The 24,648-nt window shown below is 72.2% G+C and carries 22 protein-coding genes; 17 read left to right on the top strand and 5 right to left on the bottom strand.

The window, feature by feature from the left end:
• Window positions 1–45 precede the first annotated feature (45 nt).
• Together AB0L59_RS24585 and AB0L59_RS24580 are read left to right on the top strand one after the other, a co-directional pair.
• On the top strand, window positions 46–786 hold the full coding sequence (locus AB0L59_RS24585; protein ID WP_365587316.1) for a response regulator transcription factor: 741 nt from the start codon (window positions 46–48) through the stop codon (window positions 784–786).
• Window positions 783–2,264, top strand: a complete 1,482-nt coding sequence (locus AB0L59_RS24580) for a HAMP domain-containing sensor histidine kinase (protein ID WP_365587313.1) — start codon at window positions 783–785, stop codon at window positions 2,262–2,264. Before AB0L59_RS24585 ends, AB0L59_RS24580 begins: the two co-directional genes overlap by 4 nt.
• 104 nt (window positions 2,265–2,368) lie before the next feature.
• On the opposite strand, the gene AB0L59_RS24575 is transcribed toward AB0L59_RS24580, so the two are convergent.
• Together AB0L59_RS24575 and AB0L59_RS24570 are read right to left on the bottom strand one after the other, a co-directional pair.
• A complete protein-coding gene (locus AB0L59_RS24575; RefSeq protein WP_365587310.1) occupies window positions 2,369–3,073 on the bottom strand; it encodes a L,D-transpeptidase family protein in 705 nt (234 codons plus the stop codon).
• Between the two features lie 2 nt (window positions 3,074–3,075).
• Window positions 3,076–3,663: a pyridoxamine 5'-phosphate oxidase family protein gene (locus tag AB0L59_RS24570; protein ID WP_365587307.1), complete on the bottom strand. Its 588-nt coding sequence runs from the start codon at window positions 3,661–3,663 to the stop codon at window positions 3,076–3,078.
• A 401-nt stretch (window positions 3,664–4,064) separates the two neighbouring features.
• Between AB0L59_RS24570 and AB0L59_RS24565 the strand changes: the two genes are divergently transcribed.
• From AB0L59_RS24565 to AB0L59_RS24545, 5 genes are all read left to right on the top strand, one after another.
• Window positions 4,065–5,258, top strand: a complete 1,194-nt coding sequence (locus tag AB0L59_RS24565; protein ID WP_365587304.1) for an argininosuccinate synthase — start codon at window positions 4,065–4,067, stop codon at window positions 5,256–5,258.
• 40 nt (window positions 5,259–5,298) lie between these two features.
• Window positions 5,299–6,732: an argininosuccinate lyase gene (argH, locus tag AB0L59_RS24560; RefSeq protein WP_365587301.1), complete on the top strand. Its 1,434-nt coding sequence runs from the start codon at window positions 5,299–5,301 to the stop codon at window positions 6,730–6,732.
• Between the two features lie 161 nt (window positions 6,733–6,893).
• Entirely contained in the window at window positions 6,894–7,865 is a 972-nt protein-coding gene (locus AB0L59_RS24555; RefSeq protein WP_365587298.1) for an aldo/keto reductase, read from the top strand.
• A gap of 86 nt (window positions 7,866–7,951) precedes the next feature.
• Window positions 7,952–8,503: a helix-turn-helix domain-containing protein gene (locus tag AB0L59_RS24550; RefSeq protein ID WP_365587295.1), complete on the top strand. Its 552-nt coding sequence runs from the start codon at window positions 7,952–7,954 to the stop codon at window positions 8,501–8,503.
• On the top strand, window positions 8,500–10,023 hold the full coding sequence (locus AB0L59_RS24545; protein WP_365587292.1) for an MFS transporter: 1,524 nt from the start codon (window positions 8,500–8,502) through the stop codon (window positions 10,021–10,023). Before AB0L59_RS24550 ends, AB0L59_RS24545 begins: the two co-directional genes overlap by 4 nt.
• Window positions 10,024–10,137: 114 nt before the next feature.
• Here the strand turns inward: AB0L59_RS24545 and AB0L59_RS24540 are convergent, their stop codons facing one another.
• A complete protein-coding gene (locus AB0L59_RS24540) occupies window positions 10,138–10,809 on the bottom strand; it encodes a lysophospholipid acyltransferase family protein (RefSeq protein ID WP_365587289.1) in 672 nt (223 codons plus the stop codon).
• Window positions 10,810–11,185: 376 nt separating this feature from the next.
• On the opposite strand from AB0L59_RS24540, the gene AB0L59_RS24535 reads away from it, so the two are divergent.
• The 3 genes from AB0L59_RS24535 to AB0L59_RS24525 all read left to right on the top strand — a co-directional run bounded on the left by AB0L59_RS24535 (window position 11,186) and on the right by AB0L59_RS24525 (window position 13,525).
• Entirely contained in the window at window positions 11,186–12,361 is a 1,176-nt protein-coding gene (locus AB0L59_RS24535) for a glycerophosphodiester phosphodiesterase (RefSeq protein WP_365587287.1), read from the top strand.
• Between the two features lie 115 nt (window positions 12,362–12,476).
• Entirely contained in the window at window positions 12,477–12,983 is a 507-nt protein-coding gene (locus tag AB0L59_RS24530; protein WP_365587284.1) for a sigma-70 family RNA polymerase sigma factor, read from the top strand.
• 44 nt (window positions 12,984–13,027) lie between these two features.
• Entirely contained in the window at window positions 13,028–13,525 is a 498-nt protein-coding gene (locus AB0L59_RS24525; RefSeq protein ID WP_365587428.1) for a GNAT family N-acetyltransferase, read from the top strand.
• Here AB0L59_RS24525 and AB0L59_RS24520 read toward each other — a convergent pair.
• Together AB0L59_RS24520 and AB0L59_RS24515 are read right to left on the bottom strand one after the other, a co-directional pair.
• Window positions 13,515–13,934 carry a hypothetical protein gene (locus tag AB0L59_RS24520; protein ID WP_365587425.1) on the bottom strand — a complete coding sequence of 140 codons (420 nt, stop codon included), beginning with the start codon at window positions 13,932–13,934 and terminating at the stop codon, window positions 13,515–13,517. The genes AB0L59_RS24525 and AB0L59_RS24520 overlap by 11 nt on opposite strands.
• A gap of 1 nt (window position 13,935) precedes the next feature.
• Window positions 13,936–14,295, bottom strand: coding sequence for a hypothetical protein (locus AB0L59_RS24515; protein ID WP_365587281.1), 360 nt, complete (start codon window positions 14,293–14,295; stop codon window positions 13,936–13,938).
• A 69-nt stretch (window positions 14,296–14,364) separates the two neighbouring features.
• Between AB0L59_RS24515 and AB0L59_RS24510 the strand changes: the two genes are divergently transcribed.
• The 7 genes from AB0L59_RS24510 to cobT all read left to right on the top strand — a co-directional run bounded on the left by AB0L59_RS24510 (window position 14,365) and on the right by cobT (window position 24,630).
• On the top strand, window positions 14,365–15,015 hold the full coding sequence (locus tag AB0L59_RS24510) for an HAD family hydrolase (RefSeq protein ID WP_365587279.1): 651 nt from the start codon (window positions 14,365–14,367) through the stop codon (window positions 15,013–15,015).
• 340 nt (window positions 15,016–15,355) lie between these two features.
• Window positions 15,356–16,390, top strand: coding sequence for an ATP-binding cassette domain-containing protein (locus tag AB0L59_RS24505; protein WP_365587276.1), 1,035 nt, complete (start codon window positions 15,356–15,358; stop codon window positions 16,388–16,390).
• On the top strand, window positions 16,387–17,124 hold the full coding sequence (locus AB0L59_RS24500) for a methionine ABC transporter permease (RefSeq protein WP_365587273.1): 738 nt from the start codon (window positions 16,387–16,389) through the stop codon (window positions 17,122–17,124). The genes AB0L59_RS24505 and AB0L59_RS24500 overlap by 4 nt, the downstream gene beginning before the upstream one ends.
• 82 nt (window positions 17,125–17,206) lie before the next feature.
• On the top strand, window positions 17,207–18,037 hold the full coding sequence (locus AB0L59_RS24495) for a MetQ/NlpA family ABC transporter substrate-binding protein (RefSeq protein WP_365587271.1): 831 nt from the start codon (window positions 17,207–17,209) through the stop codon (window positions 18,035–18,037).
• A 209-nt stretch (window positions 18,038–18,246) separates the two neighbouring features.
• Window positions 18,247–18,885, top strand: coding sequence for a GNAT family N-acetyltransferase (locus tag AB0L59_RS24490; protein ID WP_365587268.1), 639 nt, complete (start codon window positions 18,247–18,249; stop codon window positions 18,883–18,885).
• 87 nt (window positions 18,886–18,972) lie between these two features.
• Window positions 18,973–20,193 carry a precorrin-6y C5,15-methyltransferase (decarboxylating) subunit CbiE gene (gene cbiE, locus AB0L59_RS24485; RefSeq protein WP_365587267.1) on the top strand — a complete coding sequence of 407 codons (1,221 nt, stop codon included), beginning with the start codon at window positions 18,973–18,975 and terminating at the stop codon, window positions 20,191–20,193.
• A 345-nt stretch (window positions 20,194–20,538) separates the two neighbouring features.
• Window positions 20,539–24,630, top strand: a complete 4,092-nt coding sequence (gene cobT, locus AB0L59_RS24480) for a nicotinate-nucleotide--dimethylbenzimidazole phosphoribosyltransferase (protein ID WP_365587265.1) — start codon at window positions 20,539–20,541, stop codon at window positions 24,628–24,630.
• Window positions 24,631–24,648 lie beyond the last annotated feature (18 nt).

Below are 24,648 nucleotides of genomic sequence, written 5' to 3'. Positions count from 1 at the left end.
GGCGGTACACCCCACCCCCTCCCAGGGGTGATGCTGGTAGGCGCTATGAACACCACCCGTTCCGGCCGCCCGGCCCTCACCCGACCCGACGGCACCCCGCTGCGCGTCCTCGTCGTCGACGACGACCCCGACCTCGCGGAGGTGCTCACCGGCGCCCTGCGCTACGAGGGCTGGGAGGTGCGGGCGGCGGGGGACGGCGCCTCGGCCGTCGCCGGCGCGCGCGAGCTGCTGCCCGACGCGGTGGTGCTGGACGTGATGCTCCCGGACACCGACGGCTTCGCCGTGCTGCGCCGGCTGCACGAGGTGAAGCCGGACGTCTGTGTCCTGTTCCTCACGGCCCGGGACGCGGTCGAGGACCGAATCGCCGGGATCACCGCGGGGGGCGACGACTACGTCACCAAGCCCTTCAGCCTGGAGGAGGTCGTGGCCCGGCTGCGCGGCCTGCTGCGCCGCGCGGGCATGGCACGGCAGCTGGAGGAGGGCCCGCGGCTCGTCGTGGGCGACCTGGTGATGGACGAGGAGGCCCGCGACGTCACCCGCGCCGGTGAACTGATCGAACTCTCCCCGACCGAGTTCGAGCTGCTCCGCTTCCTCATGCGCAACCCGCGCCGCGTGCTCAGCAAGGCGCAGATCCTCGACCGGGTCTGGTCCTACGACTTCGGCGGCCGGGCCCATGTGGTCGAGCTGTACATCTCCTACCTGCGCAAGAAGGTCGACGCGGGCCGCGAGCCCATGATCCACACCGTGCGCGGGGCGGGCTATGTCCTGAAACCGGTGGCCAAGTGAGCCGTCCGAACGTCCGTGACCGCCTGACCCGGCTGCCCCGCCCCCGCACCCTGCGCGCCCGGCTCACCTTCGGCCTGGTGGTGCTGCTGGCGGTGAGCTGCGCGGCCGTGGGCGTGGCGGCGGTCGTCGAGCTGAACGGCTTCCTCACCCAGCGCCTGGACGAGCAGCTCGCCCAGGTCGGCACCCGTTTCCCCGAGAGCCTGGAGCACAACGGCAAGCTGCCCGACGACCACGACGGGGACGAGCGCGGCGACACCCGCCAGATGGCCGCCGGCACCTTCGGTGCCCGCCTGCTGAACGGCACGGTCACCAACAAGGGCCTGATCCGCTCCGGTGACCCGGCGGCGGACCTGACCGTCGACCTGACCGCGCAGGACGCCGCCCGGCTGGCCCGGGTACCGGTCGACGGCCGGGCCCGCACCGTCAGGCTCTCCGCACTGCACGACTACCGGGTCCTCGCCACCGCGGGCCGGGACGGGGACGTGCTGATCGTCGGCCTGCCGCTGGAGGGGGTCGAGGCCACCGTCCACCGGCTGGAACTGGTCGCGGCGAGCGTCCTCGGCATGGCCCTGGTGGTGACCGGGGTGGCCGGGGGCCTGTGGGTGCGCTGGTCGCTGCGGCCGCTCAGCCGGGTCGCCGCCACCGCCACCCGGGTCAGCGAGCTGCCGCTGGCCAGCGGCGAGGTGGCGCTGCCACCACGCGCTCCGGACGCCGACCCGGGCACCGAGGTCGGCCGGGTCGCCGCGGCCTTCAACCGCATGCTCGGCCATGTCGAGGACGCGCTGACCAAGCGGCACGCGAGCGAGGAGCGGTTGCGCCGCTTCGCCGCCGACGCCAGCCATGAGCTGCGCACCCCGGTCGCCTCGGTCCGCGGCCACGCCGAACTGGCCCTCCTCCACCCGGGCCCGGTGCCGCCGGAGGTGACCCGCGCCCTGCAGCGCATCGCCGCCGAGTCCTCCCGCATGGGCCTGATGGTGGACGATCTTCTGCTGCTCGCCCGTCTCGACGCCGGCCGCCCGCTGGAGCGCCACCCCGTGGACCTGACCCATCTGGTCCTGGACGCGGTCACCGACGCCCGGGCCACCGGTCCCGGCCACCGCTGGACCCTGGACCTGCCCGAGGACCCGGTGACGGTGCCGGGCGACGCCCACCGCCTCCAACAGGTCTTGGCCAACCTGTTGGCCAACGCGCGTGTGCACACACCCGTGGGCACCAAGGTGACCATCACCCTGGAAGCCGTGGCCGACACGGCCGTCCTCTCCGTCCACGACGACGGCCCCGGCGTCCCCGAAGAGGTCCAGCCCGGCGTCTTCGAACGCTTCACCCGAGCGGAACACCGCCGGCGCGTGGACGCCCCGGGCGGCGGGGCCGGGCTGGGGCTGTCGATCGTGGCGGCCGTGGTGGAGGCGCATGGGGGGACAGTGGGCTTGGAGAGCAGCCCGGGATCCACGACGTTCCGGGTCACTCTGCCCGTCTGAGGGTGCGGGGCTGCATCGATCCGCCGCTCCGCCGCGGGGGCGTGACCGGCCGAGGGCGACGGTCAGCCGCCGACGCACCCCCGGTCCACTGCGCGTCCGCCGCTTCAGTACCGCGTCACAGCGGTGAGGCCGGCCACGGTCCCGATGGCGACGTGCGGCCGCCTCCCGGGCTTCGCCCACTGGAGCATCCGCCGCATCGCGTCCTCCGGCACCGAGACACAACCAGCCGTGGCGCCGGCACCGTTGACATGCAAGAAGATGCCGGCGCCACGCCCGCGCACCGGTTGGTCGTAGTTGAACCCGATCACGAGCGCGTACGTGTACTGCGTCGGGTAGGCGACGAGGTGCTCGGACTCCGAGGCCCGGCAGTCGCCCGGCAGGGGATCCACCCACCGGTTGTAGGACGCCGAGTCATTGTCCTGGCACCACCACGAACCGTCCTTCACCGCCCGGTACTCGACGCTCGTTCCGCCCGGCGCCGCCTTGGTCCCGAAGCCGAAGGGCAGGTCGTACAGCCCGGTCGGCGTGGTGTTCGTGCCCTGCCGGCGTGAACCGCCCTCGACGAGCCCGTTGGCTCCGAACCGCGCGGGTGCCGTGCCGGCCCGCACCCACTGCCCGTCCTTCAGGTCCCACCAGATGAGCGTGCCCGAGGTCGAGCCGGGGTCCGGCGCCTGCGCGGTGATCAGCTGGCTGCCGCCGCCGGTGTCCGCCATCAGCGCGGGCAGCGGCGCGGACCGGGGTCCCGGTGCGAGACCGAGCAGGGCGAGCGAGGACGCGGACACGAGGGCCAGCACGACACCGGGGCGCATGCTCAGACGCTAGACGGCGGGAGCGGCAACGGCAGCCCGGGTAGTCCGTCCAGGCTCGTCGCGACATGTTCCTTCTTCTCGAAGTAGGCGCCCAGCGATGCGTCGTCCTCCCGCGCGAAACGCTTCGCGTGCAGGTCGCGGTCGCTCTCGTACGCCATGTGGGGGACGGCGTACCCGCAGCTGTCCCGGACCAGTTCGGCGTGGACGACGATGATCGCGCGCAGGCCGTGCAGGGTCGGGTCGATCTCCGGGAAGTGGCCGAGCAGCTCCTTGAAGCGGGGGGCGTCCCGGAAGACCGGCTCGCCGCGGCCGTGCACGCGGACGATGTTCGGTGGGCCCTGGAAGGCGCACCACATCAGGGTGATCCGCCCGTTCTCCCGGAGGTGCGCGATGGTCTCGGCGTTGGACCCGGCGAAGTCGAGGTAGGCCACGGTCAGTTCGTCCAGCACGACGAAGGAGCCCTTGAGGCCCTTGGGGGAGAGGTTGACCGTGCCGTCGCCGGACAGCGGGGCGGTCGCGGTGAAGAAGAGGGGCTGCTCCTCGATGAACGTCCGGAGCCTGCCGTCGATGCGCTCATAGGTCTTTCCCATGTCCAACGAGTATCGACGCAACTCCTTCGCCTGGCTGCGGAAATCTCGCAAGCGCCGTGTCCGGACCCACCGTGGCCGCCCCGGCCGGCGCTGGTCGGGGCGGCCACGGCTGCCTGCTGCCTCACCGGGTGAGCGTGCAGGCGGCCAGGGTGTCGGCGATCACCGCGCCGGACAGCACCACGGCCGCCGGGCGCCGATGACCGGCACGCGGCGCCCGCGTTCGTGGAGAGGTACGAGAAAGCGATTTCGGGTGTTCAGTGCCTCTTTCGAAACTCCTGCGGCCCCGGTCTCCTCCGCTCGCCCCGCGCCCGCACCCGCCCCACCTCACGGCCTCCATTGACGAATCATGCAGAGTTCTGCATACTCATGCATGACAGCAAGTGCAGTGTGAGGAGAAACCCGTGACCGAGCGCGTCGTACTCGCCTATTCGGGCGGTCTGGACACCTCCGTCGCCATCGGCTGGATCGCCGAGGAGACGGGCGCCGAGGTCATCGCCGTCGCGGTGGACGTCGGCCAGGGCGGCGAGGACCTGGACGTCATCCGCAAGCGCGCCCTCGCCTGCGGTGCCGTCGAGGCCGAGGTGGCCGACGCCAGGGACGAGTTCGCCGACGAGTACTGCCTCCCGGCGATCAAGGCCAACGCCCTCTACATGGACCGCTACCCCCTGGTCTCCGCCCTGTCCCGGCCGACGATCGTCAAGCACCTCGTCGCCGCCGCCAAGAAGCACGGCGCCACGACCGTCGCCCACGGCTGCACCGGCAAGGGCAACGACCAGGTCCGCTTCGAGGCCGGCATCGTCGCCCTCGCCCCCGACCTGACGTGCATCGCCCCGGTCCGCGACTACGCCATGACCCGGGACAAGGCCATCGCCTTCTGCGAGGCCAAGCAGCTCCCGATCGCCACCACCAAGAAGTCCCCGTACTCCATCGACCAGAACGTCTTCGGGCGCGCCGTCGAGACGGGATTCCTGGAGGACATCTGGAACGCCCCGATCGAGGACATCTACGCGTACACGGCCAACCCGGCCGAGCCCCGCGAGGCGGACGAGGTGATCATCACCTTCGAGGAGGGCGTCCCGGTCGCGATCGACGGCGGGCCCGTCACCGTCCTGCAGGCGATCCAGCAGCTCAACGAGCGGGCCGGTGCCCAGGGCATCGGCAGGATCGACATGGTCGAGGACCGCCTCGTCGGCATCAAGTCCCGCGAGGTGTACGAGGCTCCGGGCGCGATCGCCCTGATCACCGCCCACCAGGAGCTGGAGAACGTCACCGTGGAGCGCGAACTCGCCCGCTACAAGCGGCAGGTCGAGCAGCGCTGGGGCGAACTGGTCTACGACGGCCAGTGGTTCTCCCCGCTCAAGCGCGCCCTGGACGGCTTCATCGACGAGGCCAACCAGCACGTCTCCGGCGACGTCCGGATGACCCTGCACGGCGGCCGCGCGGTCGTCACCGGCCGGCGCTCCGAGTCCTCCCTGTACGACTTCAACCTCGCCACCTACGACACCGGCGACACCTTCGACCAGGCCGCGGCCAGGGGCTTCATCGACATCTACGGCCTGTCGTCGAGGATCGCCGCCAGGCGGGACCTGGCCTGAGTACGGTTCAACCACCACCCTCTCTCTAGGAGCAGCGCAAGTGAGCAGCAGCAGCGGTGACGTACGGCTCTGGGGCGGCCGTTTCGCCGACGGTCCCGCCGAGGCCCTGGCGAAGCTGTCCGCGTCCGTCCACTTCGACTGGCGGCTCGCGCCGTACGACATCGCCGGTTCGCGTGCCCACGCACGCGTCCTGCACAAGGCGGGCCTGCTCACCGAGGACGAGCTGACCCGCATGATCGCCGGGCTCGGCCGGCTGGAGGCCGACGTGGCGTCCGGCGCGTTCGTCGGCACCATCGCCGACGAGGACGTGCACACCGCGCTGGAGCGCGGCCTGCTGGAGCGCCTCGGCCCCGACCTCGGCGGCAAACTGCGTGCCGGCCGGTCGAGGAACGACCAGGTGGCGACCCTCTTCCGGATGTACCTCCGGGACCACGCCCGGACGATCGGCGGCCTGATCGCCGACCTCCAGGACGCCCTGGTCGGCCTCGCCGAGGCCCACCCCGACGTCGCGATGCCCGGCCGCACCCACCTCCAGCACGCCCAGCCGGTCCTCTTCGCCCACCACGTCCTCGCCCACGTCCAGTCCCTGTCCCGGGACGCCGAGCGCCTGCGCCAGTGGGACGAGCGCACGGCCGTCTCGCCCTACGGCTCCGGCGCCCTCGCCGGCTCCTCCCTGGGCCTGGACCCCGAGGCGGTGGCCCAGGACCTCGGCTTCGAGCACGGCAGCGTCGGCAACTCCATCGACGGCACGGCCTCGCGTGACTTCGTGGCGGAGTTCGCCTTCATCACCGCGATGATCGGCGTGAACCTGTCCCGGATCGCCGAGGAGATCATCATCTGGAACACGAAGGAGTTCTCCTTCGTGACCCTGCACGACGCGTTCTCCACGGGCTCGTCGATCATGCCGCAGAAGAAGAACCCGGACATCGCGGAGCTGGCACGCGGCAAGTCGGGCCGCCTGATCGGCAACCTGACGGGCCTCCTTGCCACCCTCAAGGCCCTGCCCCTCGCCTACAACCGCGACCTCCAGGAGGACAAGGAGCCGGTCTTCGACTCCTGCGACCAGCTGGAGGTGCTGCTGCCCGCCTTCACCGGCATGATCGCCACCCTCACCGTCAACCGCGAGCGCATGGAGGAGCTGGCCCCGGCCGGCTTCTCGCTCGCCACCGACATCGCCGAGTGGCTGGTCAAGCAGGGCGTGCCGTTCCGTGTGGCGCACGAGGTCGCCGGCGAGTGCGTGAAGGCCGCCGAGGCCGAGGGCAAGGAACTGGACGACCTCACGGACGAGCAGTTCGCGAAGATCTCCGCGCATCTCACCCCGGAGGTGCGCACGGTCCTCAACGTGCCCGGTGCCCTGGCCTCCCGCAGCGGCCGTGGCGGTACGGCCCCGAGCGCGGTCGCCGTCCAGCTGGCCGAGGTCAAGGCCGACGTGGCGGCCCAGCACGAGTGGGCGCAAGCCAAGAGGAAGAGCTGAGCCGAGGCGCCCCGACAGGGGCGCGGGGAACCGCACGAGACACCACGTCGCGCCTGCACCCGCCAAAGCACCGAACGAACCGAGTCCTCAGGCGGACCCGAAGGTCATCGCGGGTTACGTTGGTCGGAGGCCGTACCGGAGCCGACCGAACGGAGCCCGCGATGCCCTTCGCCCGCCTGGCAACAGCAACAACCCCCACCTGCCACATCGGACTCGGTCTCGCAGCAGTCGGCCGCCCCGGCTACATCAACCTCGGCCGCGAGGAAGACCTCGGGGAGAACCGCAGCGCGGACTCGCTGCGCACCCGCACCCACGAACTCCTCGACGCCGCCTACGCGCAGGGCGTGCGCTACTTCGACGCGGCCCGCTCCTACGGCCGTTCGGAGGAGTTCCTCGCCGACTGGCTGAACGCCCGCCCCGACCTCGACGACGTGGTGGTCGGCAGCAAGTGGGGCTACACCTACACCGCCGGCTGGTCCACCGAGGCCGAACAGCATGAGGTCAAGGACCACAGCCTCGCCGCGTACGAGCGGCAGCGCGCCGAGACCGACGCCCTGCTCGGCGACCGGCTCGACCTCTACCAGATCCACTCGGTGACGCCGGACAGCCCGGCCCTCACCGACAAGGACCTGCACACCCGGCTCGCCGAGGCCGCGGCTCAGGGGCTCACCATCGGCTTCTCCACCAGCGGTCCCGCCCAGGCCGACGCCATCCGTGCCGCCCTCGAGATCACCGCGGACGGCAAGCCCCTGTTCCGTACCGTCCAGTCGACGTACAACGTGCTCGAGAAGTCGGCGGGCCCCGCGCTCGCCGAGGCGCACGACGCGGGTCTCACCGTGATCGTCAAGGAAGGCATGGCCAACGGGCGGCTGGCCGCGCCGCACGCCCCGGAGGCGCTGAGGACCGTCGCCGAGGAGGCCGGCCTCGGCTGCGACGCCGTGGCCCTCGCCTGGATCCTGCGCCAGTCCTGGGCCGGCGTGGTCCTGTCCGGCGCCGCGACGGTCACCCAGCTCGTCTCCAACCTCCACGCCCCCGCCGTCGACCTCGACGCGGACCAGCTGACCCGCCTCGCCACGCTCGCCGAGGAGCCGCGCGCCTACTGGGAGCGGCGCGGACAGCTGCCCTGGCACTGATCCCGCACCCTGCGGCCGACCAGCAGGAATGAGTCGTTCAAGCCTTCTTTGAGACATCAGTGTCTCATGTGGGTTACTCTTGTCTCATGGCCCTCGACCGTGACCAGGTGCTGCACAGCGCCGCCGCCCTGCTGACCCGCAAATCCACCGCGACCATGGACGAGGTCGCCAAGGCCGCCGGAATCAGCCGGGCCACGCTGCACCGGCACTTCGCCGGGCGTGACGCGCTCGTACGGGCGCTGGAGGCGCGCGGCATCGAGGAGTGCGAGGCGGCACTGGACCGCGCCCGGCTGGACGAAGGGCCCGCGAGCGAGGCCGTACGCAGGCTGGTACGCGAGATCCAGCCCGCCGCCGGTCTGCTGGCCTTCCTGTACGGCGAGAGCCAGCTGTGGGAGGGCGATCGGCAGAACGGCGGCTGGCTCCGCCTGGACACCCGCATCGGAGCGCTCTTCCAGCGCGGGCAGCAGACGGGCGAGTTCCGTATCGACCTGACCCCGGTCTGGCTCACCGAGGCGCTGTACGGACTGATCGCATCCTGCGCCTGGGCCACCCTGGACGGCCGTGTGGCCTCCCGGGACTTTCCGACGATGGTCGCCGAGCTGCTGCTCGGCGGCGCTGCACGAAGAGAGGAATCATGACCAGCACCCTGCAGCCGGCCCACGCGGCGGAGGTGGAGAAGCGCCCGGGCCGCTGGCTCGCGCTCTCCGTCCTCGTCCTGGCCGTGCTGCTGGTGGCCGTCGACGCCACCGTCCTCGGCCTGGCAACTCCCTACATCAGCGAAGACCTTGACCCCTCCGGCACCCAGCTCCTGTGGATCGGCGACGTCTACTCCTTCGTCATCGCCGGTCTGCTGGTCTCCATGGGCAGCCTCGGCGACCGCATCGGCCGTAAGCGGATCCTGCTCGGCGGGGCCACGGCGTTCGGCGCGATATCCGTGCTCAACGCCTACGCCACGACTCCCGAACTGATGATCCTGGCGCGGGCGCTGCTCGGCGTCGCGGGCGCGACCCTGATGCCCGCCACCCTCGCCCTGATCCGCAACCTCTTCCACGACCCGCGCGAACGCAGCCTCGCCGTCGGCGTCTGGGGCGCGACCGCGTCCGCCGGCACGGCCGTCGGCCCCATCACGGGCGGCTTCCTCCTCGAACACTTCTGGTGGGGCTCGGTCTTCCTCATCAACCTGCCGGTGATGGCGGTGCTGGTCCTGGTCGGCATCCGCACTCTGCCCGAGTCCCGCAATCCCGATCCCGGCCCCTGGGACCTGCTCAGCGTGGTCCTGTCACTGGTCGGCATGATCGGCGTCGTCTACGCGGTCAAGGAGGCGGCCACCCACGGGGTCACCGGTCCCACGCTCGCCGCGGGCCTGCTGGGCGCGGCGGCACTCTACGGCTTCGTGCACCGCCAGCTCACCATGCCGACCCCGCTGCTGGACATGCGGCTGTTCAGGCGCCGCGGTTTCGGCGGGGCGGTCCTCGCCGACCTGCTGACCGTGCTCGGCATGTCCGGTCTGGTGTTCTTCCTGTCCCAGTACCTGCAACTCGTCCAGGACAGGCGCCCGTTCGAGGCGGGCCTCGCCGAACTGCCCGCCGCGGTCGGCGCGGTGGCGGCCGGACTGGTCGCGGGCCGCGCGGCCCGACGCTTCTCGGTCCGCATGGTGGTCTCGGGCGGGCTGGCGGCGGTCGGCGTGGCCCTGGCCGCGCTGACCACGCTCGACCGGTCCACCGGCTACCCGGTCCTCGGCGCCGCGCTGCTGGTGGTGGGCATCGGCGCCGGCTTCTCGTTCACGGTCACGGCCGACGTGATCCTCTCCAGCGTGCCCAGGGAACAGGCGGGCGCCGCCTCGGCGGTCTCCGAGACGGCGTACGAACTGGGCGCGGCCCTGGGCATCGCCCTGCTGGGCTCGATCGTGACGGGCGCCTACCGTGCCTTCACCGGCCCGACCGGCACCCCGGCCCGGGCACACGAATCACTGGGCGCGGCAGTGGAGGCGGCAACCGAGATGCCTCCGCACACGGCCCAGCAGATGCTGGCAGCGGCCCGGGAGGCCTTCGTCCACGGCCTGCGCCTGGCCTCCGGTGCGGGAGCGGCGGTCCTGCTGGCGACGGCGGTGGCGGCATGGTTCCTGCTGAGGGGGCAGCGCCTGGAAAACGCAGGGTGAGCGAGGCGCCCCGAAAGGGGCGGCCGGGGCTGCGCCGGCCTGCGGCTCCGGCCGCGTGGGCGCGAGGCACCTCAGCGCAGCGGCACCCGCAGGGGGTCCCGCCCCCGAAGGCGATCAGGCCGCCTTGGCCTTCGTCGCATACATGTCCACGTACTCCTGCCCCGACAGCCGCATGACCTCGGCCATCACGGAGTCGGTCACGGCCCGCAGCACATACCGGTCCCGATCCATCCCCTCGTACCGGGAGAACTCCATCGCCTCACCGAAGCGGACGGTGACCTTGCCGGGCCGCGGAATCCCACGCCCACCCGGCTGCAACTTGTCCGTTCCGATCATGGCGAAGGGCACCACCGGCGCACCGGTCATCAGCGTCAGCCGCGCGATACCGGTGCGCCCCCGGTACAGCCGGCCGTCGGGGGAACGCGTGCCCTCGGGGTAGATCCCGAAGATCCTCCCCTCCTCCAGGATCCGCCGCCCGGTCATCAGCGCGGCCACACCACCGCTCGCACCGTCCCGGTCCACCGGGATCATGCCGACGCCGGTGAAGAACCAGGCCATCAGCCGGCCCTTGACGCCCTTGCCGGTGACGTACTCGTCCTTGCCGATGAAGAACACCTGCCGCTTGGTGACGAGCGGCAGCACGATCGAGTCGATGAACGTGAGGTGATTACCGGCCAGGATGACCGGGCCCTCCCCCGGAATGTGCTCCACGCCCTCCACCTGTGGGCGGAACATCAGGCGCATGATCGGTGCGAGCACTGCCTTGATGAGCGCGAAGCGGGACAACGGGTCCTCCGATGTCGAGGGATCGATATGAGTCTGTGCAGGTGAGGACATTACTCGCGGGCACCGTGCGGGCGCACATCGGGTACGCCCGGTTCACCGAGGTCTTACGAAGTGTTGACACGGGTTTACCTGCGGTGGCGTGCCGAAGACGGGGCGTGACCCCCCGGCGGCGATGTGACGGATGTCGCGCGCGGCAGTCACTCACTCGGCCGCCTCGCCCCGCCCCGGCCCGGCCGCCGCAGCCGACGGGCCGTCACCCCGTGCCTCCCACACGACACACGGCATCACCCCCGCGTTCCGGCCCAGGACTCCCTGAGGCCATGTCCACGACCCTACGATCGGCCCGCACTCAAGAGCGGACGGCAGGAGGGCGCTGATGCGCAGCGACCAGGCGAACGAGAAGAACCAGGGCACCGGGCGGCGGGCGATCCTCGGCGCGGCGGTGTTCGGCGCGAGCGGAGCGGTCCTCGGGCTGCCGGGCGCGGCCGAGGCCGCCGAGGCCCGGACGGCCGGGCAGGGCGGCCGGGGGCTGAAGAGCTTGCCGGTGCCGACGATCATCGGCCACCGCGGGACCAGCGGCTACCGCCCGGAGCACACCTTCGGCTCGTACAACCTGGCGCTCGACCTGGGCGCCGACGTGGTCGAGGCCGGTGACCTGGTGCCCACCAAGGACGGCCATCTCGTCTGCCGGCACGAGCCGGAGATCGGCGGGACCACGGACGTCGCCTCGCACCCGGAGTTCGCCGACCGCAAGACCACCAAGATGCTGGACGGGGTGGCCACCACCGGCTGGTTCACCGAGGACTTCACCCTCGCCGAGCTGAAGACCCTGCGTGCCGTCGAGCGCATCCCCGCCAACCGGCCGCACAACACCCTCTACAACGGGCGCTGGGAGATACCCACGTTCGAAGAGGTCCTGAAGTGGCAGGACGAGCAGACCCGCAAGCGCGGCAAGCAGGTCTGGATCTACCCCGAGACCAAGCACCCCACCTACTTCCGGGGGCTCGGCCTCGGCCTGGAGGAGCGGGTGGCCAAGCTGCTGCGCAAGTACGGCAAGGACGGCCGGAACTCGCCCGTCATCCTGCAGTCCTTCGAGCCCAGCAGCATCCAGAAGCTGAACCAGCTGGTCGACAACCCGCTCGTCGTGCTGCTCTCCTCGGCGGACAGCCGCCCCTACGACTTCGTCGAGGCGGGCGACCCGCGCACGGTGGCCGACCTGATCACGCCCAAGGGCCTCAGGGAGATCGCCGGCTACGCGCAGGGCATCGGCCCGACCCTCGACCTGATCATCCCCAAGAACGCGGACGGCACCCTGGCCAAGCCGAGCACCCTGGTCTCCGACGCGCACAAGGTGGGTCTGGTCCTGCACCCCTACACCATGCGCAACGAGAACCCGTTCCTCCCGGCCGAGTACCGCAAGGGCGGTGCGGCCGACGCCTACGGCGACTCCTTCGGCGCCTTCAAGACCTACTTCGCCACCGGCATCGACGGTGTCTTCACCGACAACGCCGACACCGGCCTGCTCGCCCGCGCCGACTTCCTGGCGGGCTGAGCCCGGCCGCCCAGCCGGCCGGCGCCGTCAACGAGTTGCCCCGTCGGCACCCTCGTTCGGGCTGACTCCGCGCCGCCCCGGAAACCTGCCCCCGGGGCGGCGCGTCGTTCCGCATATGACGTACGACTTGGTAGCCGCCCTGCACCCGCTGCTCACCGCAGAGGCCTCGGCCGAGGCATATGCCGCCGGAAGCGAGCCGGGCGACCTGGAGCAGGCCGTCTGGCTCCGGCTGCTGGAGCGCCTGGACAGCGACGGGCCGCCGCTGGATCCCGAGGGCTGGCTGCGCAAGGCCGTCCGCGCCGAGGCCCGCCGCAGCCGTCGTACCACCCGTCGCGAACGGCCGTACACCGTCGAGCCGGCCGACGACGCCGGCCCCGGCCCGGAGCAGCTCGCCCTCGCCGCCGCCCGGCACCGTGCCCTGCGTGACGCGGTGCGCCGCCTGCCCGGCCGCTGCCCCCGGATCATCGAAGCCCTGCTGTCCCCGAAGGACCTCACATACCGGGAGATCGCGGGGGAGTTGGGTATCTCACAGGGCAGTCTTGGCCCGGAACGCTCCAGATGTCTGGGATGTCTCCGCCGATTGCTGACGCCGGAGGTTGCGGCTCGCGAAGCGCGGGGATAGGAGTGGGGACGACAGGTGATCAGGTGAGCGGGAGGCGTGCGCACATGGGCATGAGCGTGACCATCTCGGTGGCGACCGAGCAGGACGCGGAGCAGATCTTCAAGCTCCAGTACCTGTGCTTCCAGAGCGAGGCGGCGCTGTACGGCAACTACCGCATCGAGCCGCTCGTTCAAACCCTGGACTCCGTCCGCCAGGAGGTCGCCTCCGACTGCGTCTTCGTCGCCCGGCTCGGCGACGAGGTGGTCGGCTCGGTGCGCGGCAAGGTCGCCGAGGACGGCGCCGCCGCCATCGGCAGGCTCTGCGTTCACCCCCGCCTGCAGGGCCACGGCATCGGTGCCAGGCTGCTCCGCGCGGCCGAAGCGGCGCTGGTCGAGGAGCGGGGCGCCACCAAGTTCCGCCTCTTCACCGGCCACCGCAGCGAGGGCAACCTCCGCCTGTACCGCCGCTCGGGCTACGAGACGGTGGGCCGCTCCCAGGGCGACGACGGCGTGGAGCTGATCATCCTGGAGAAGCAGGCGGGGACGTACGCGGCTACGGCGTGACCGTGTTCCGGGCCTTCCGCAACCAGTACATCGCGGAGATCGGCAGCAGCACCGGGATGAAGATGTACCCCGCGCCGTAGTACGACCACACGGTCGCGTCCGGAAACGCCGAGCGGTCGACCAGCGTCCAGGTACCGACGATCAGCACACCCGCGAGCTCGGCGGCGCAGCACACCAACGCCGCCCGCCGAGCGGTCTCCCCGCCCCGGACCAGTGTGTACGTGATGAACCCGTACACCACGCCCGCCACCGCCGACAATGCATAGGCGAGTGGCGCCCGGTCGAACTCGGTGCCGATCTGGTACGCCGAACGCGACACCGCGCCGACCACCATCACGCCGTAGAACCAGACGAGCAGCATGCCCGGCCCGCTGATCAGCCGGGTCGGCTTCCCCTCCACCGCCGCCATCTCAGCCTCCCCAGATGTCATAGAGCCGCACCTCCAGCACGGCGAGCACCACACCGCCGGCGGCCACGGTCACCGAGCCCCAGCGAGTCCGCTCGGCCAGCGACATGAAGCCCGCCGCCGGCACGCACGCGAACGCGCCCAGCAGATACGCCACGAAGATCGTCGTGCCCTGCGCCGGCTTCTCGCCCCGCGCGAGCTGCACGATGCCGACCACCAGCTGGACCAGGGCCAGCAGGAACACCACGGCCATGCCGATGAAGTGCCAGTCCTTGGTCGGCTGGTCCCGATGGGCGGCCCAGCCGCACCAGGCGGCGAGCAGCAGCGCGGCGACTCCGGTCACCAGCGTCAGGGCATTGAGCATGCGGTGACCTTATTACGCCCGAAACGGGCCCCGGCCGCCGACCCCGCCGTACACCGTAGGGTCTAGACCATGACGATCCATGCGCACGCCCTCCTGTTCGACAACGACGGCACTCTCGTCTCCACCCTCGACTCCGTCGAGCGCTGCTGGACCCGCTGGGCCAGGGAGTACGCGATCACGGCCGAGGAGTTCGGGCGCGTGGCACTGCACGGGCGGCCCGCCGCCGAGATAATCGCCGACCTGCTGCCCGCCCACCTGGTGCCGGAGGCGGTCGCCCGCGTCGAGCAGCTGGAGGTGGACGACGTACCCGACGGCGGTGTGCGGCTCCTGCCCGGCACGCGGGAGTTCCTCGAGTCCCTGCCCGCCGACGCGTGGGCCGTCGTCACCTCCGCCACCCGGCGGCTCGCCGAGGCCCGCCTGGACGCCGTCGGCATCCTGCCCAAGACGCTGATCGCCGCCGACGACATCACGCGCGGCAAGCCCGATCCCGAGCCCTACCTGCTCGCCGCCCGGCAGCTCGGCGTCGACCCGGCCCACTGCGTCGTCTTCGAGGACGCGCCGGCCGGACTCCGGGCGGGCCGCGCCGCCGGTATGACCACCGTGGCGTTGGCCACAACCCATCGTGCGGCGGAGCTGGACGCCGATCTCGTGGTCAGGGACCTGTCGGCCCTGTCCGCACTGGTCACCGACCGGGGCGTGGAGATCTCCGTCCGCCGCTGAGGCCCCGGTCCGGACTGTCCGCCGCTGTCCACTATCCGGACAGCGGTGACCGGTCAGGACCGTACGTCTGCTTTACTGATCGCATGACCACGACGAGCTGCCGCACCCTTGCGACCGAGGCGACCATGACGCCCGGTGCTCGTTGTATGTGTCGCCTGATGTGTCGAATGTGCGCCTTCTAGAGGGCCCCCGCATCAGCTGAGCTCGCGCCCCGAAGCGAGAGCCGTGGCATGTCCGTGCGCCGTAGGCCGTACGAGACGTAACCCCACTCATGCCTCGACCGCATGCACCCGTGCCCGGGCACACCCACGCCCGCGCACTCGACAGTGACGGAAATCCTGTGATCACCACCTCGGGCCTGACCAAGGTCTACCGCTCCCGCGGCCGTGAGGTCACCGCCCTCGACGGCGTCGATCTCCACGTCCGCGAAGGCGAGGTCTACGGCGTCATCGGCCAGTCCGGCGCCGGCAAGTCCTCCCTCATCCGCTGCGTCAACCTGCTGGAGCGCCCCACCTCCGGCACCGTGACCGTCGCCGGACAGGACCTCACAGCCCTCGCCGGCCGCGGACCGCGCGCCGGCAGGGAGCTGCGCCGGGCGCGCAGCGGGATCGGCATGGTCTTCCAGCACTTCAACCTGCTGTCCTCGCGGACCGTGCAGGACAACGTCGAGCTGCCGCTGGAGATCCTCGGCGCCTCCGGGAAGGAACGCTCCCGCAAGGCCCTGGAACTGCTCGACCTGGTCGGCCTCGCCGACAAGGCCAGGGCCTACCCGGCCCAGCTCTCCGGCGGCCAGAAGCAGCGCGTCGGCATCGCCCGCGCCCTTGCCGGCGACCCCAAGGTGCTGCTCTCCGACGAGGCCACCAGCGCCCTCGACCCCGAGACCACCCGCTCCATCCTCCAGTTGCTGCGCGACCTGAACCGGCAGCTGGGTCTGACCGTCCTGCTCATCACCCACGAGATGGACGTCGTGAAGTCGATCTGCGACTCCGCCGCCCTCATGGAGAAGGGCCGGATCGTGGAGTCCGGCACCGTCAGCGAACTGCTGGCCACCCCGGGCTCGGAGCTCGCCGCCGCGCTGTTCCCCGTGAGCGGCGAGGGCGCGGGCGCCGACCGCACCGTCCTCGACGTCACCTTCCACGGTGAGGCCGCGACCCAGCCGGTCGTCTCCCAGTTGGCGCGCACCTACAACATCGACATCTCGATCCTCGGCGCCGCCATCGACACCGTCGGCGGCCTTCAGATCGGCCGGATGCGCATCGAACTGCCCGGCCACTACGAGGACAACGTGGTGCCGATCGGGTTCCTGCGTGAACAGGGCCTGCAGATCGACGTGGTGGGCCAGGAGGCTCTGCTGGTGAAGGAAGGTGCGAAGTGACCTGGTCCGAGATGCAGCCGCTGCTGTCGCAGTCGTGTACCGAGACCTTCCAGATGGTGCTGTGGTCCACCCTGATCGCCGTCGCCGTCGGCCTCCCGCTCGGCATCCTCCTCGTCCTCACGGACCGGGGCGGTCTGCTGCAGAACGTCCTCGCCAACAAGGTGATCGGCCAGATCGTGAACATCGGCCGGTCCATGCCGTTCATCATCCTGATGGTCGCGCTGATGAGCTTCACGCGCTGGGTCACCGGGACGACGATCGGTACGACCGCCGCGATCGTGCCGCTCGCCATCGGCGGCATCCCCTTCTTCGCCCGGCTGGTCGAGACGGCCGTCCGCGAAGTGGACAACGGTCTCGTCGAGGCCGTGCAGTCCATGGGCGGCAGCACCTGGACGATCGTGCGCAAGGTCCTCGTCCCGGAGGCCCTGCCCTCGCTGATAGCCAGCACCACGACCACGATCATCGCCCTCATCGGCTACTCCGCCATGGCCGGCACGGTCGGCGGCGGCGGTCTCGGCGACCTCGCCGTCCGCTACGGCTACCAGCGCTTCGAGACCCAGCTGATGTGGATCACCGTCGCGGTCCTCGCCGTCGTGATCTCCCTGATCCAGTTCGCCGGCGACCTCGCCGCCCGCTCCCTGCACAGCCGCGGCGGCCGCTCGGGCCCGGCGCCGAAGCTCCGCCTGCTGAAGGCCAAGGAGCCCGCGGCGGCCGACGTCGGCAAGGTCGCCTAGCGCACCTGCCGTGTCCGGCACCCACAGACTCCCCGTTCACCCGTACACGGGGTCGCACCACCCTTAAGGAAAGGCACTTTTCGTGCGTAACACCGCCAAGCTCACCACCGCCGTCCTCGCCGCCGGAGCCCTCACCTTCGGGCTGACCGCCTGCGGCTCCGGCAGCTCCTCCAGCTCGCACGACTACAGCGGTCCGCTGGTCGTCGCCGCGAGCCCGACCCCGCACGCCGAGATCCTGAACTTCGTCAAGAAGAACCTGGCGAAGAAGGCGGGCCTCGACCTGGAGGTCAAGGAGTTCACCGACTACATCACGCCGAACACGGCGACCGAGGACGGCTCGGTGGACGCCAACTACTTCCAGAACCAGCCGTACCTGGACGACTTCAACACGAAGCGCGGCACCCACATCGTGCCGGTCGTCACGGTGCACCTGGAGCCGCTCGGCCTCTACTCCCACAAGGTCAAGAAGGCCGACGCCCTGAAGAGCGGTGCGACCATCGCCGTCCCGAACGACGCCGTCAACGAGGCCCGTGCGCTGAAGCTGCTCGCGGCCAACGGGCTCATCACCCTCAAGTCCGGCGTCGGCAACGAGGCCACCCCGCAGGACATCGCCGACAACCCCAAGAACCTCAAGTTCAAGGAGGTCGAGGCGGCCCAGACCCCGCGCTCCCTGGACGACGTGGACGCCGCCGTCGTCAACGGCAACTACGCCATCTCCGCGGGCCTGAAGCCCGCCAAGGACGCGATCCTCCTGGAGTCCGCGAAGGACAACCCGTACGCCAACTTCCTCGCCGTGAAGAAGGGCAACGAGAAGGACCCGCGGGTCAAGAAGCTCGCCAAGCTTCTGGTCTCACCCGAGGTGAAGAAGTTCATCGAGGACAAGTACCAGGGCTCGGTCATTCCGTCGTTCTGACACCGGCCGACGGGTGACCGGAGGACGACGCGCAAACGGGTCCGTCCCGCCGGTCACCGGCAGCTGACGGTACGTATACGGCGTTTCGCGACGCACGGGGTCCGCTCCCTCACCCGGGGTGGACCCCGTCGTGCGGTTCAGTGGTTTCATGCTGCATGCTGGGCAGTTCAGCAGGCCCTGACGGTTTTTCCGAAGTTACGGAGCGGCGCATGACTGGCACCTTTCCCAACGTCTCCATCAGCACGGAGCGGTTGGTCCTGCGCCCCTTCGAGGAATCCGACATCGCGGCCTTCGCCGAGATGATGAACGACGAACTGGTCACCGCCTGGACCTCCGTCCCGCAGCCCTACACGGAGGCCGACGCCCGGGGCTGGATCACCACACAGGCCCCCGCCGAACGCGCCGGGGGCCGCGGGATCGTGTTCGCCGTCGACGAGTTCCTCACCCAGCGCCTGGTCGGCACCGTCCATCTGCGCAACACCGACTGGCGGGTGCGCTCCACGGAGATCGCCTACGTCATCGCCCCGTGGGCCCGCGGTGAGGGCTATGCCTCGGAGGCCGCGCTGGCCACCGCACAGTGGCTCTTCGGCGAGCAGGGGTTCGAGCGGCTGGAGCTGCGCACCGCCGCCGACAACACCGCCTCCCAGCAGGTCGCCCAGAAGATCGGCTGCATCAGCGAGGGCGTACTGCGAGGGGCCTGGATAGCCCGGAGCAGGACGGAGGACGGCGCGTGGACGGACGTCCGCACCGACGTCATCGTCTGGAGCCTGCTGCCCGAGGACCTGGCCGGGGCCGGCGAGCAGCTGGCCGACACGGGCGGATTCACCTCGTACTCCGACTGGAACTGAGCCCCCGCGCCTCACCGGGTACGCTCAGGGGGCCCGGCTAAGGGCCCGTACCCCTGAGGACCTGCGAAGACCTGGAGTGAAACGACGATGGCCGACCGGGTCACGGTGATCGGCTGGGACGGCTCGCCGCTGACCGCCGCGGCACGCGCCGCCCTCGGCGCCGCCACGCTGGTGGCCGGCGCGGCCCACCACCTGGCGCTGCCCGAGGTCCCGCCCGCCGCCGAACGCGTCCGCCTGGGCAGCATCGCGCTCGCCGCCCGCCGGATCGCCGCCCACCGCGGCACCGCGGTCGTGCTCGCCGACGGTGACCCCGGATTCTTCGGCGTCGTACGCACCCTGCGCGCCCCGGAGTTCGGCCTGGAGGTCGAGGTCGTCCCCGCCGTCTCCTCCGTGGCAGCCGCCTTCGCCCGCGCCGGCATGCCCTGGGACGACGCCCAGGTCGTCGTCGCCCACCCGCGCACCCTGCGCCGGGCCGTGAACGTCTGCCGCGCCCACACCAAGGTCGCCGTCCTCACCGCCCCGGGTGCCGGACCCGCCGAACTCGGGCTCCTGCTGGAGGGCGTCCACCGGACCTTCGTCATCTGCGAGGAACTCGGCACCGAGCGCGAGCAGGTCACCGTCGTCACCTCCGACACGGCCGCCGACCACACCTGGCGCGATCCCAACGTCGTCATCGTCATCGGCGGCCCCGCCGGAAGAGGCGTCGCGGCGGACAGCGGCGGCTGGATCGCCGGCCGCGACCCGGGCGCCGGTCCGCGCGGCTGGGTCCAGCCCGACGAGTCCTACGGCGGCGGCCTCGGCGAGGGCGAGACGGAACTGCTGCGCGCCGCCCAACTCGCCCGCCTCGGCCCCCGGGTCGGCGACCTCGTCTGGGACATCGGCTGCGGCTCCGGCGCGTTCGCCGCCGAGGCCGCACGCGCCGGAGCGGCCGTCATCGCCGTCGACCGGGACCCGGGCGCCTGCGCCCGGACCGACGCGGCCGCGCGGCGGTCCGGCGTTCAACTCCAGGTGGTCCAGGGCACCGCGCCGTACGTCCTGGAGAACCTGCCCGAGCCGGACGTCGTCCGGGTCGGCGGCGGGGGAGCGGCCGTCGTCTCCGCGGTCGCCGACCGGCGCCCGCAGCGCATCGTCACGCACGCAGCGACCCGCGACGCGGCCGAACTCGTCGGTCGCGACCTGACGGAGCACGGATACCGGGTCGAGTGCGCGCTGCTGCAGTCCGTCGAACTCGACACCCGGGCCTGGACCGAGACCGAGCGGAGCGTGGCGTTCCTGCTCAGCGGTGTTCTCCCGGATCGCAACCCGTGATCCTGTTGTCGTACTGCGCGCGGTAGGCTGGCCGATCGTTGTACCGCACCGGGCGGCCCGGAACTTCGTTCGCCAATGTCCGGAAAGCACGCCCGTTTTGGGGTGGGTGTGGTACTGCGAGACCGGAGGACGCGCAACGTGGCGCAGTCCACAGCGGGCTGTCGCGGATCATGCTGTCGCGACGGCGGGACGGCCGGGACAATGCCACTGAATGGCTTTGTCGCCTTTTCCGGCGGGTCGTTCGTGCCGCTGGGCGCGGACGCTCGTTCTTCACTACGGGCGGTCGGCGCGCCGTTCCGGGTGAGCTGGTCGTAGGAGCACTAAACCGATGGGCGAGGGGTACGCATGACCGACACCGGCCAGGGCCCGGGCGAGGGACAGCCGGAGAGCGCAGGCATGGTGGAGCAGCCGGGCGTCGCCGCGCACGGTGCGTACGCCTACCTCTCCGAAGCACCCGCCGAGGACGAAGACCTGCTGCTGCCGGGTGCCCAGGGGGCGTGGGGCAACGAGGTGCCGCCACCCGCTCCGGAACCGGTCGTCGAGGCCGTCCACGAGCCGGGCCCGCACGAGACGTCCGGCCGCGACAGCGGCTCCGTCGACCTCAGCGGCGTCCGCCTGCCGAGCCCGGCCCCGGCCTCGGTGCCGCCGTCGCCCGTCCTCACGGCCCCGCAGGACCAGTCGGCCGCCCCGCAGCCGCCGCGCCGGCCACTGCACCTCGGCCCGCCGATCCCCGACGCCTCCGCCAGCCCGGTCCGCTCCCTCGCCGACCGCGGACCCGCCGGAGCGCCGGTACGGCAGCCCGGCCCGGCCACGGTCGGCCCCGAGTACCTCGACGCGCAGCCGCTGCACGACATGGCCCCGCAGAGCGCGGCCCCCTGGGGCGCGGCGCCCGCCGTCGCACCGGAGGCGGCCGCCGTGGCCCAGGCCGGCGTACGGACACCGGCTGCCGAAACGGTTGACCCGGCCGCCGTCTCCGCGGACGCCACCGACCGGGCCGAGCCGTCCGGCGCCGCCCAGGCCGCCGTCGCCCGCCTCACCCACCAGGCGGCCGCGCAGGCCCCGGGCGCGGCCCAGGTGGTGCACGGCCACGACGGCGTACAGCCCGTGCACGGGCACGACGGCGTGTACACGGCGCCCGCGGGCGCTGCTCCCGAGGGCGTCCCGCCGTTCGTGGTGGAGCACGCGCCGGAGGGCAGCCCGCAGTCTTCCACCGAGGTCGGCCAGGGCGCGCCCGGCGCGCAGGCCGCCGAGGTCGCGGCCGCCGTTGAGGGTGGACTCGCCGCCGCCGGCGGTGCCGCGGGTGACGGCTCGCCAGCGACCGGCGCCGAGGCGGTGACGGAGGCAGGGCCCGCCGTTTCCGAGGCCGCACCGGTGGCCGTGGCGCAGGCGGACGCCGCCGTCCCCGCGCCGGAGGCGCCGGCGAACCCGGCCGGACCGGGTGCGCACCCGAACGCGGACGTCCATGCCGTGCCGGGGCAGGCGCCGGAGGCCGTCGAGCTCGCCGCCGGGATGCCCGAGCCCGCTCAGCCCTCGGAGACGGCACGGCCGGGACAGGGTGACGGCGTGCCGCAGGAGGCCTTGGGCGCCCCCGCACCGGGCGCCGCCGACGCGGGCTCCGTCACCGGGGGTGCCGTCGCCACGCAGACCACGGACACCGTTCCCCTGCCGGAGGGGTCGGACCCGGCCCAGGTCGCCCCGGAGGCCGTGGTGGCCCAGGGTGAGGCCGTGACCCCCGCGCAGCTCGACCCGAACACCTCCGTCGCCGCGGAGCCGCAGGTCGGCGCGGTCGACACCCCGCCCGGCACGGTGGACGTGGACACCCAGCCCGCCGCGCCGCAGCCCGCGCCCGCCGCCCAAGCCGTACCGGCACCCGAGCCGACGGCCGTGCCGGAAGCCGTACCGGCACCCGAGCCGACGGCCGGGACCGAGGCCGGCGTCCCGGTGCCGGTGGCGGAGTCCGTGGCGGCAGAGGCTCTTGCCGCCCACCCGGCCCAGGACGCCGTACCGGCGCCGGTCGCCGCGGAGATCGCCGACGCGCCCCAGCCGCACCTCCACCCGGCACAGGGCCCCCACCCGGCCGAACCCGCCGCGCCCGCCGCCGAGGTCCGGCCCGGCGCCCTGCCGGCCCAGGCCGCCGGTGTGCCGCCGGCCCAGCCCGAGCCGGCCGCGCCGGACGCGGCCCACCAGGTCGCCGCCACCGAAGCGGTCCCCGTGGCCGGCCCCGGTGACCCCGCCGGCCCGCAGACCCGGCCCACCGCCGAGGCCGTCGCCGCGCCGGGCACCGACGTCGCCCCGGTGCAGCCCGCCGCCGAGGCCGAGCCCGCGCCGGCCGGCCCGGCCGACGGTTTTGCCGCCCGGCCGGAGACGCCCGAGCAGCCGGCCCTCGCCGACCCGAGCGAGCCGCTGCCCTCCCCGGTGCCGGAGCAGCCGTTCGGACAGTTCGTTCCGGTCGAGGGCCAGGTGCCCACCACCCCGCACCTGGCGCCGACCCCGCCGCAGCCCCTGGTCCTCCCCACGGAGAACGCGCAGGAGCAGATGGCCACGGTCCCGGCGCCGCGGGACGGCGAGCCGGCTCCCCTACCGGTGGCGTCGGACGCGGAGCACGCCCCCGATGTCGTACAGCAAGCGGAGGACCTGCAGACCAGGGCCGCCGACCAGGAAGAAGAGAGCGGGGCCGCCGTGGCGGACGCACCCCAGCCCACCGGCCCCGCCGCGCCCGGCTACGCCGACGCCGAACGCGAGGCCGTCCTGAAGGTCATGCGTGAGCGCCGCGACATCCGCAACGGCTTCCGCAGCGACCCCATCCCGCACGAGGTGCTGCTGCGCGTCCTGGAGGCCGCCCACACGGCGCCCTCCGTGGGCCACTCGCAGCCCTGGGACTTCGTCGTCATCCGGTCCGCCGACACCCGGCGGACGATGCACGAACTGGCGATGAGACAGCGCGAGGCGTACGCCAAGTCGCTGCCCAAGGGCCGGGCCAAGCAGTTCAAGGAACTGAAGATCGAGGCCATCCTCGACACCCCGGTCAACATCGTCGTCACCGCCGACCCCACCCGTGGCGGCCGCCACACCCTCGGCCGCTACACCCAGCCGCAGATGGCGCCCTACTCCTCGGCGCTCGCGGTGGAGAACCTCTGGCTCGCCGCCCGCGCCGAAGGCCTCGGCGTCGGCTGGGTCAGCTTCTTCGACGAGCGGGAGATGGTCCGCGCGCTCGGCCTGCCCGAGCACCTGGAGGTCGTCGCCTACCTGTGCGTCGGGTACGTCGACGAGTTCCCGGACGAGCCCGAGCTGATGCAGGCCGGCTGGTCCAAGCGACGCCCCCTGTCCTGGGTGGTGCACGAGGAGACGTACGGCCGCCGCGCCCTGCCCGGAGAGGAACCCCACGACCTGCTTGCCGAGACCGTCGCTCAGATCCGCCCGCTCGACGCCAAGGCCCTCGGCGAGGCCTGGGAACGCCAGAAGCGCATGACCAAGCCGGCCGGCGCGCTCGGCATGCTGGAGATCATCTCCGCGCAGCTGTCCGGGCTGTCCCGGCAGTGCCCGCCGCCGATCCCGGAGCCCGCGGCCGTGGCCATCTTCGCCGGTGACCACGGCGTGCACGCCCAGGGCGTCACTCCCTGGCCGCAGGAGGTCACCGCCCAGATGGTGGCCAACTTCCTCGGCGGGGGAGCGGTCTGCAACGCCTTCGCGGGCCAGGTCGGCGCCGAGGTGTGCGTGGTGGACGTCGGTGTCGCCGCCGACCTTCCCGCCACCCCGGGCCTGCTGCCCCGCAAGATCCGCGGCGGCACGTCCGACATGACCACCGGGCCCGCGATGACCCGCGAGGAGGCCAAGGCGGCCATCGAGGTCGGCATCGAGACCGCCCGCGACCTCGTGGCGGCAGGCAACAAGGCGCTGCTCACCGGCGAGATGGGCATCGCCAACACCACGGCGTCCGCCGCGTTGATCTCCGTCTTCACCGGTGCCGACCCGGCGGAGGTCACCGGCCGCGGTACCGGCATCAACGACGAGACGCTGGCCCGCAAGACCGAGGTCGTCCGCCGCGCCCTGGAACTCCACCAGCCGGACCCGGCCGACCCGATCGGGGTCCTCGCGGCCATCGGCGGCTTCGAGCACGCGGCCATGGTCGGCCTGCTCCTCGGTGGCGCGTCCCTGCGTACGCCGGTGATCCTGGACGGCGTCAGCGCCGGCGCCGCGGCCCTCGTGGCCCGCGCCATCGCCCCCGAGGTCCTCGCGGCCTGCATCGCGGGCCACCGCAGCGCCGAACCGGGCCACGTGGCCGCCCTCAACAAGCTGGGCCTGCGCCCGCTGGTCGACCTCGACCTGCGCCTGGGCGAGGGCACGGGTGCGCTCCTCGCCCTGCCGCTGGTACAGAGCACGGCCAGGGCCATGCACGAGGTGGCGACGTTCGACTCGGCGGGAGTCACCGAGAAGTAGGCGTCACGGCGCGGGGTG

The sequence above is a fragment of the Streptomyces sp. NPDC052109 genome (assembly GCF_040680195.1).
Lineage (GTDB): Bacteria > Actinomycetota > Actinomycetes > Streptomycetales > Streptomycetaceae > Streptomyces.
This window is presented reverse-complemented; position numbering and strand designations above follow the sequence as displayed.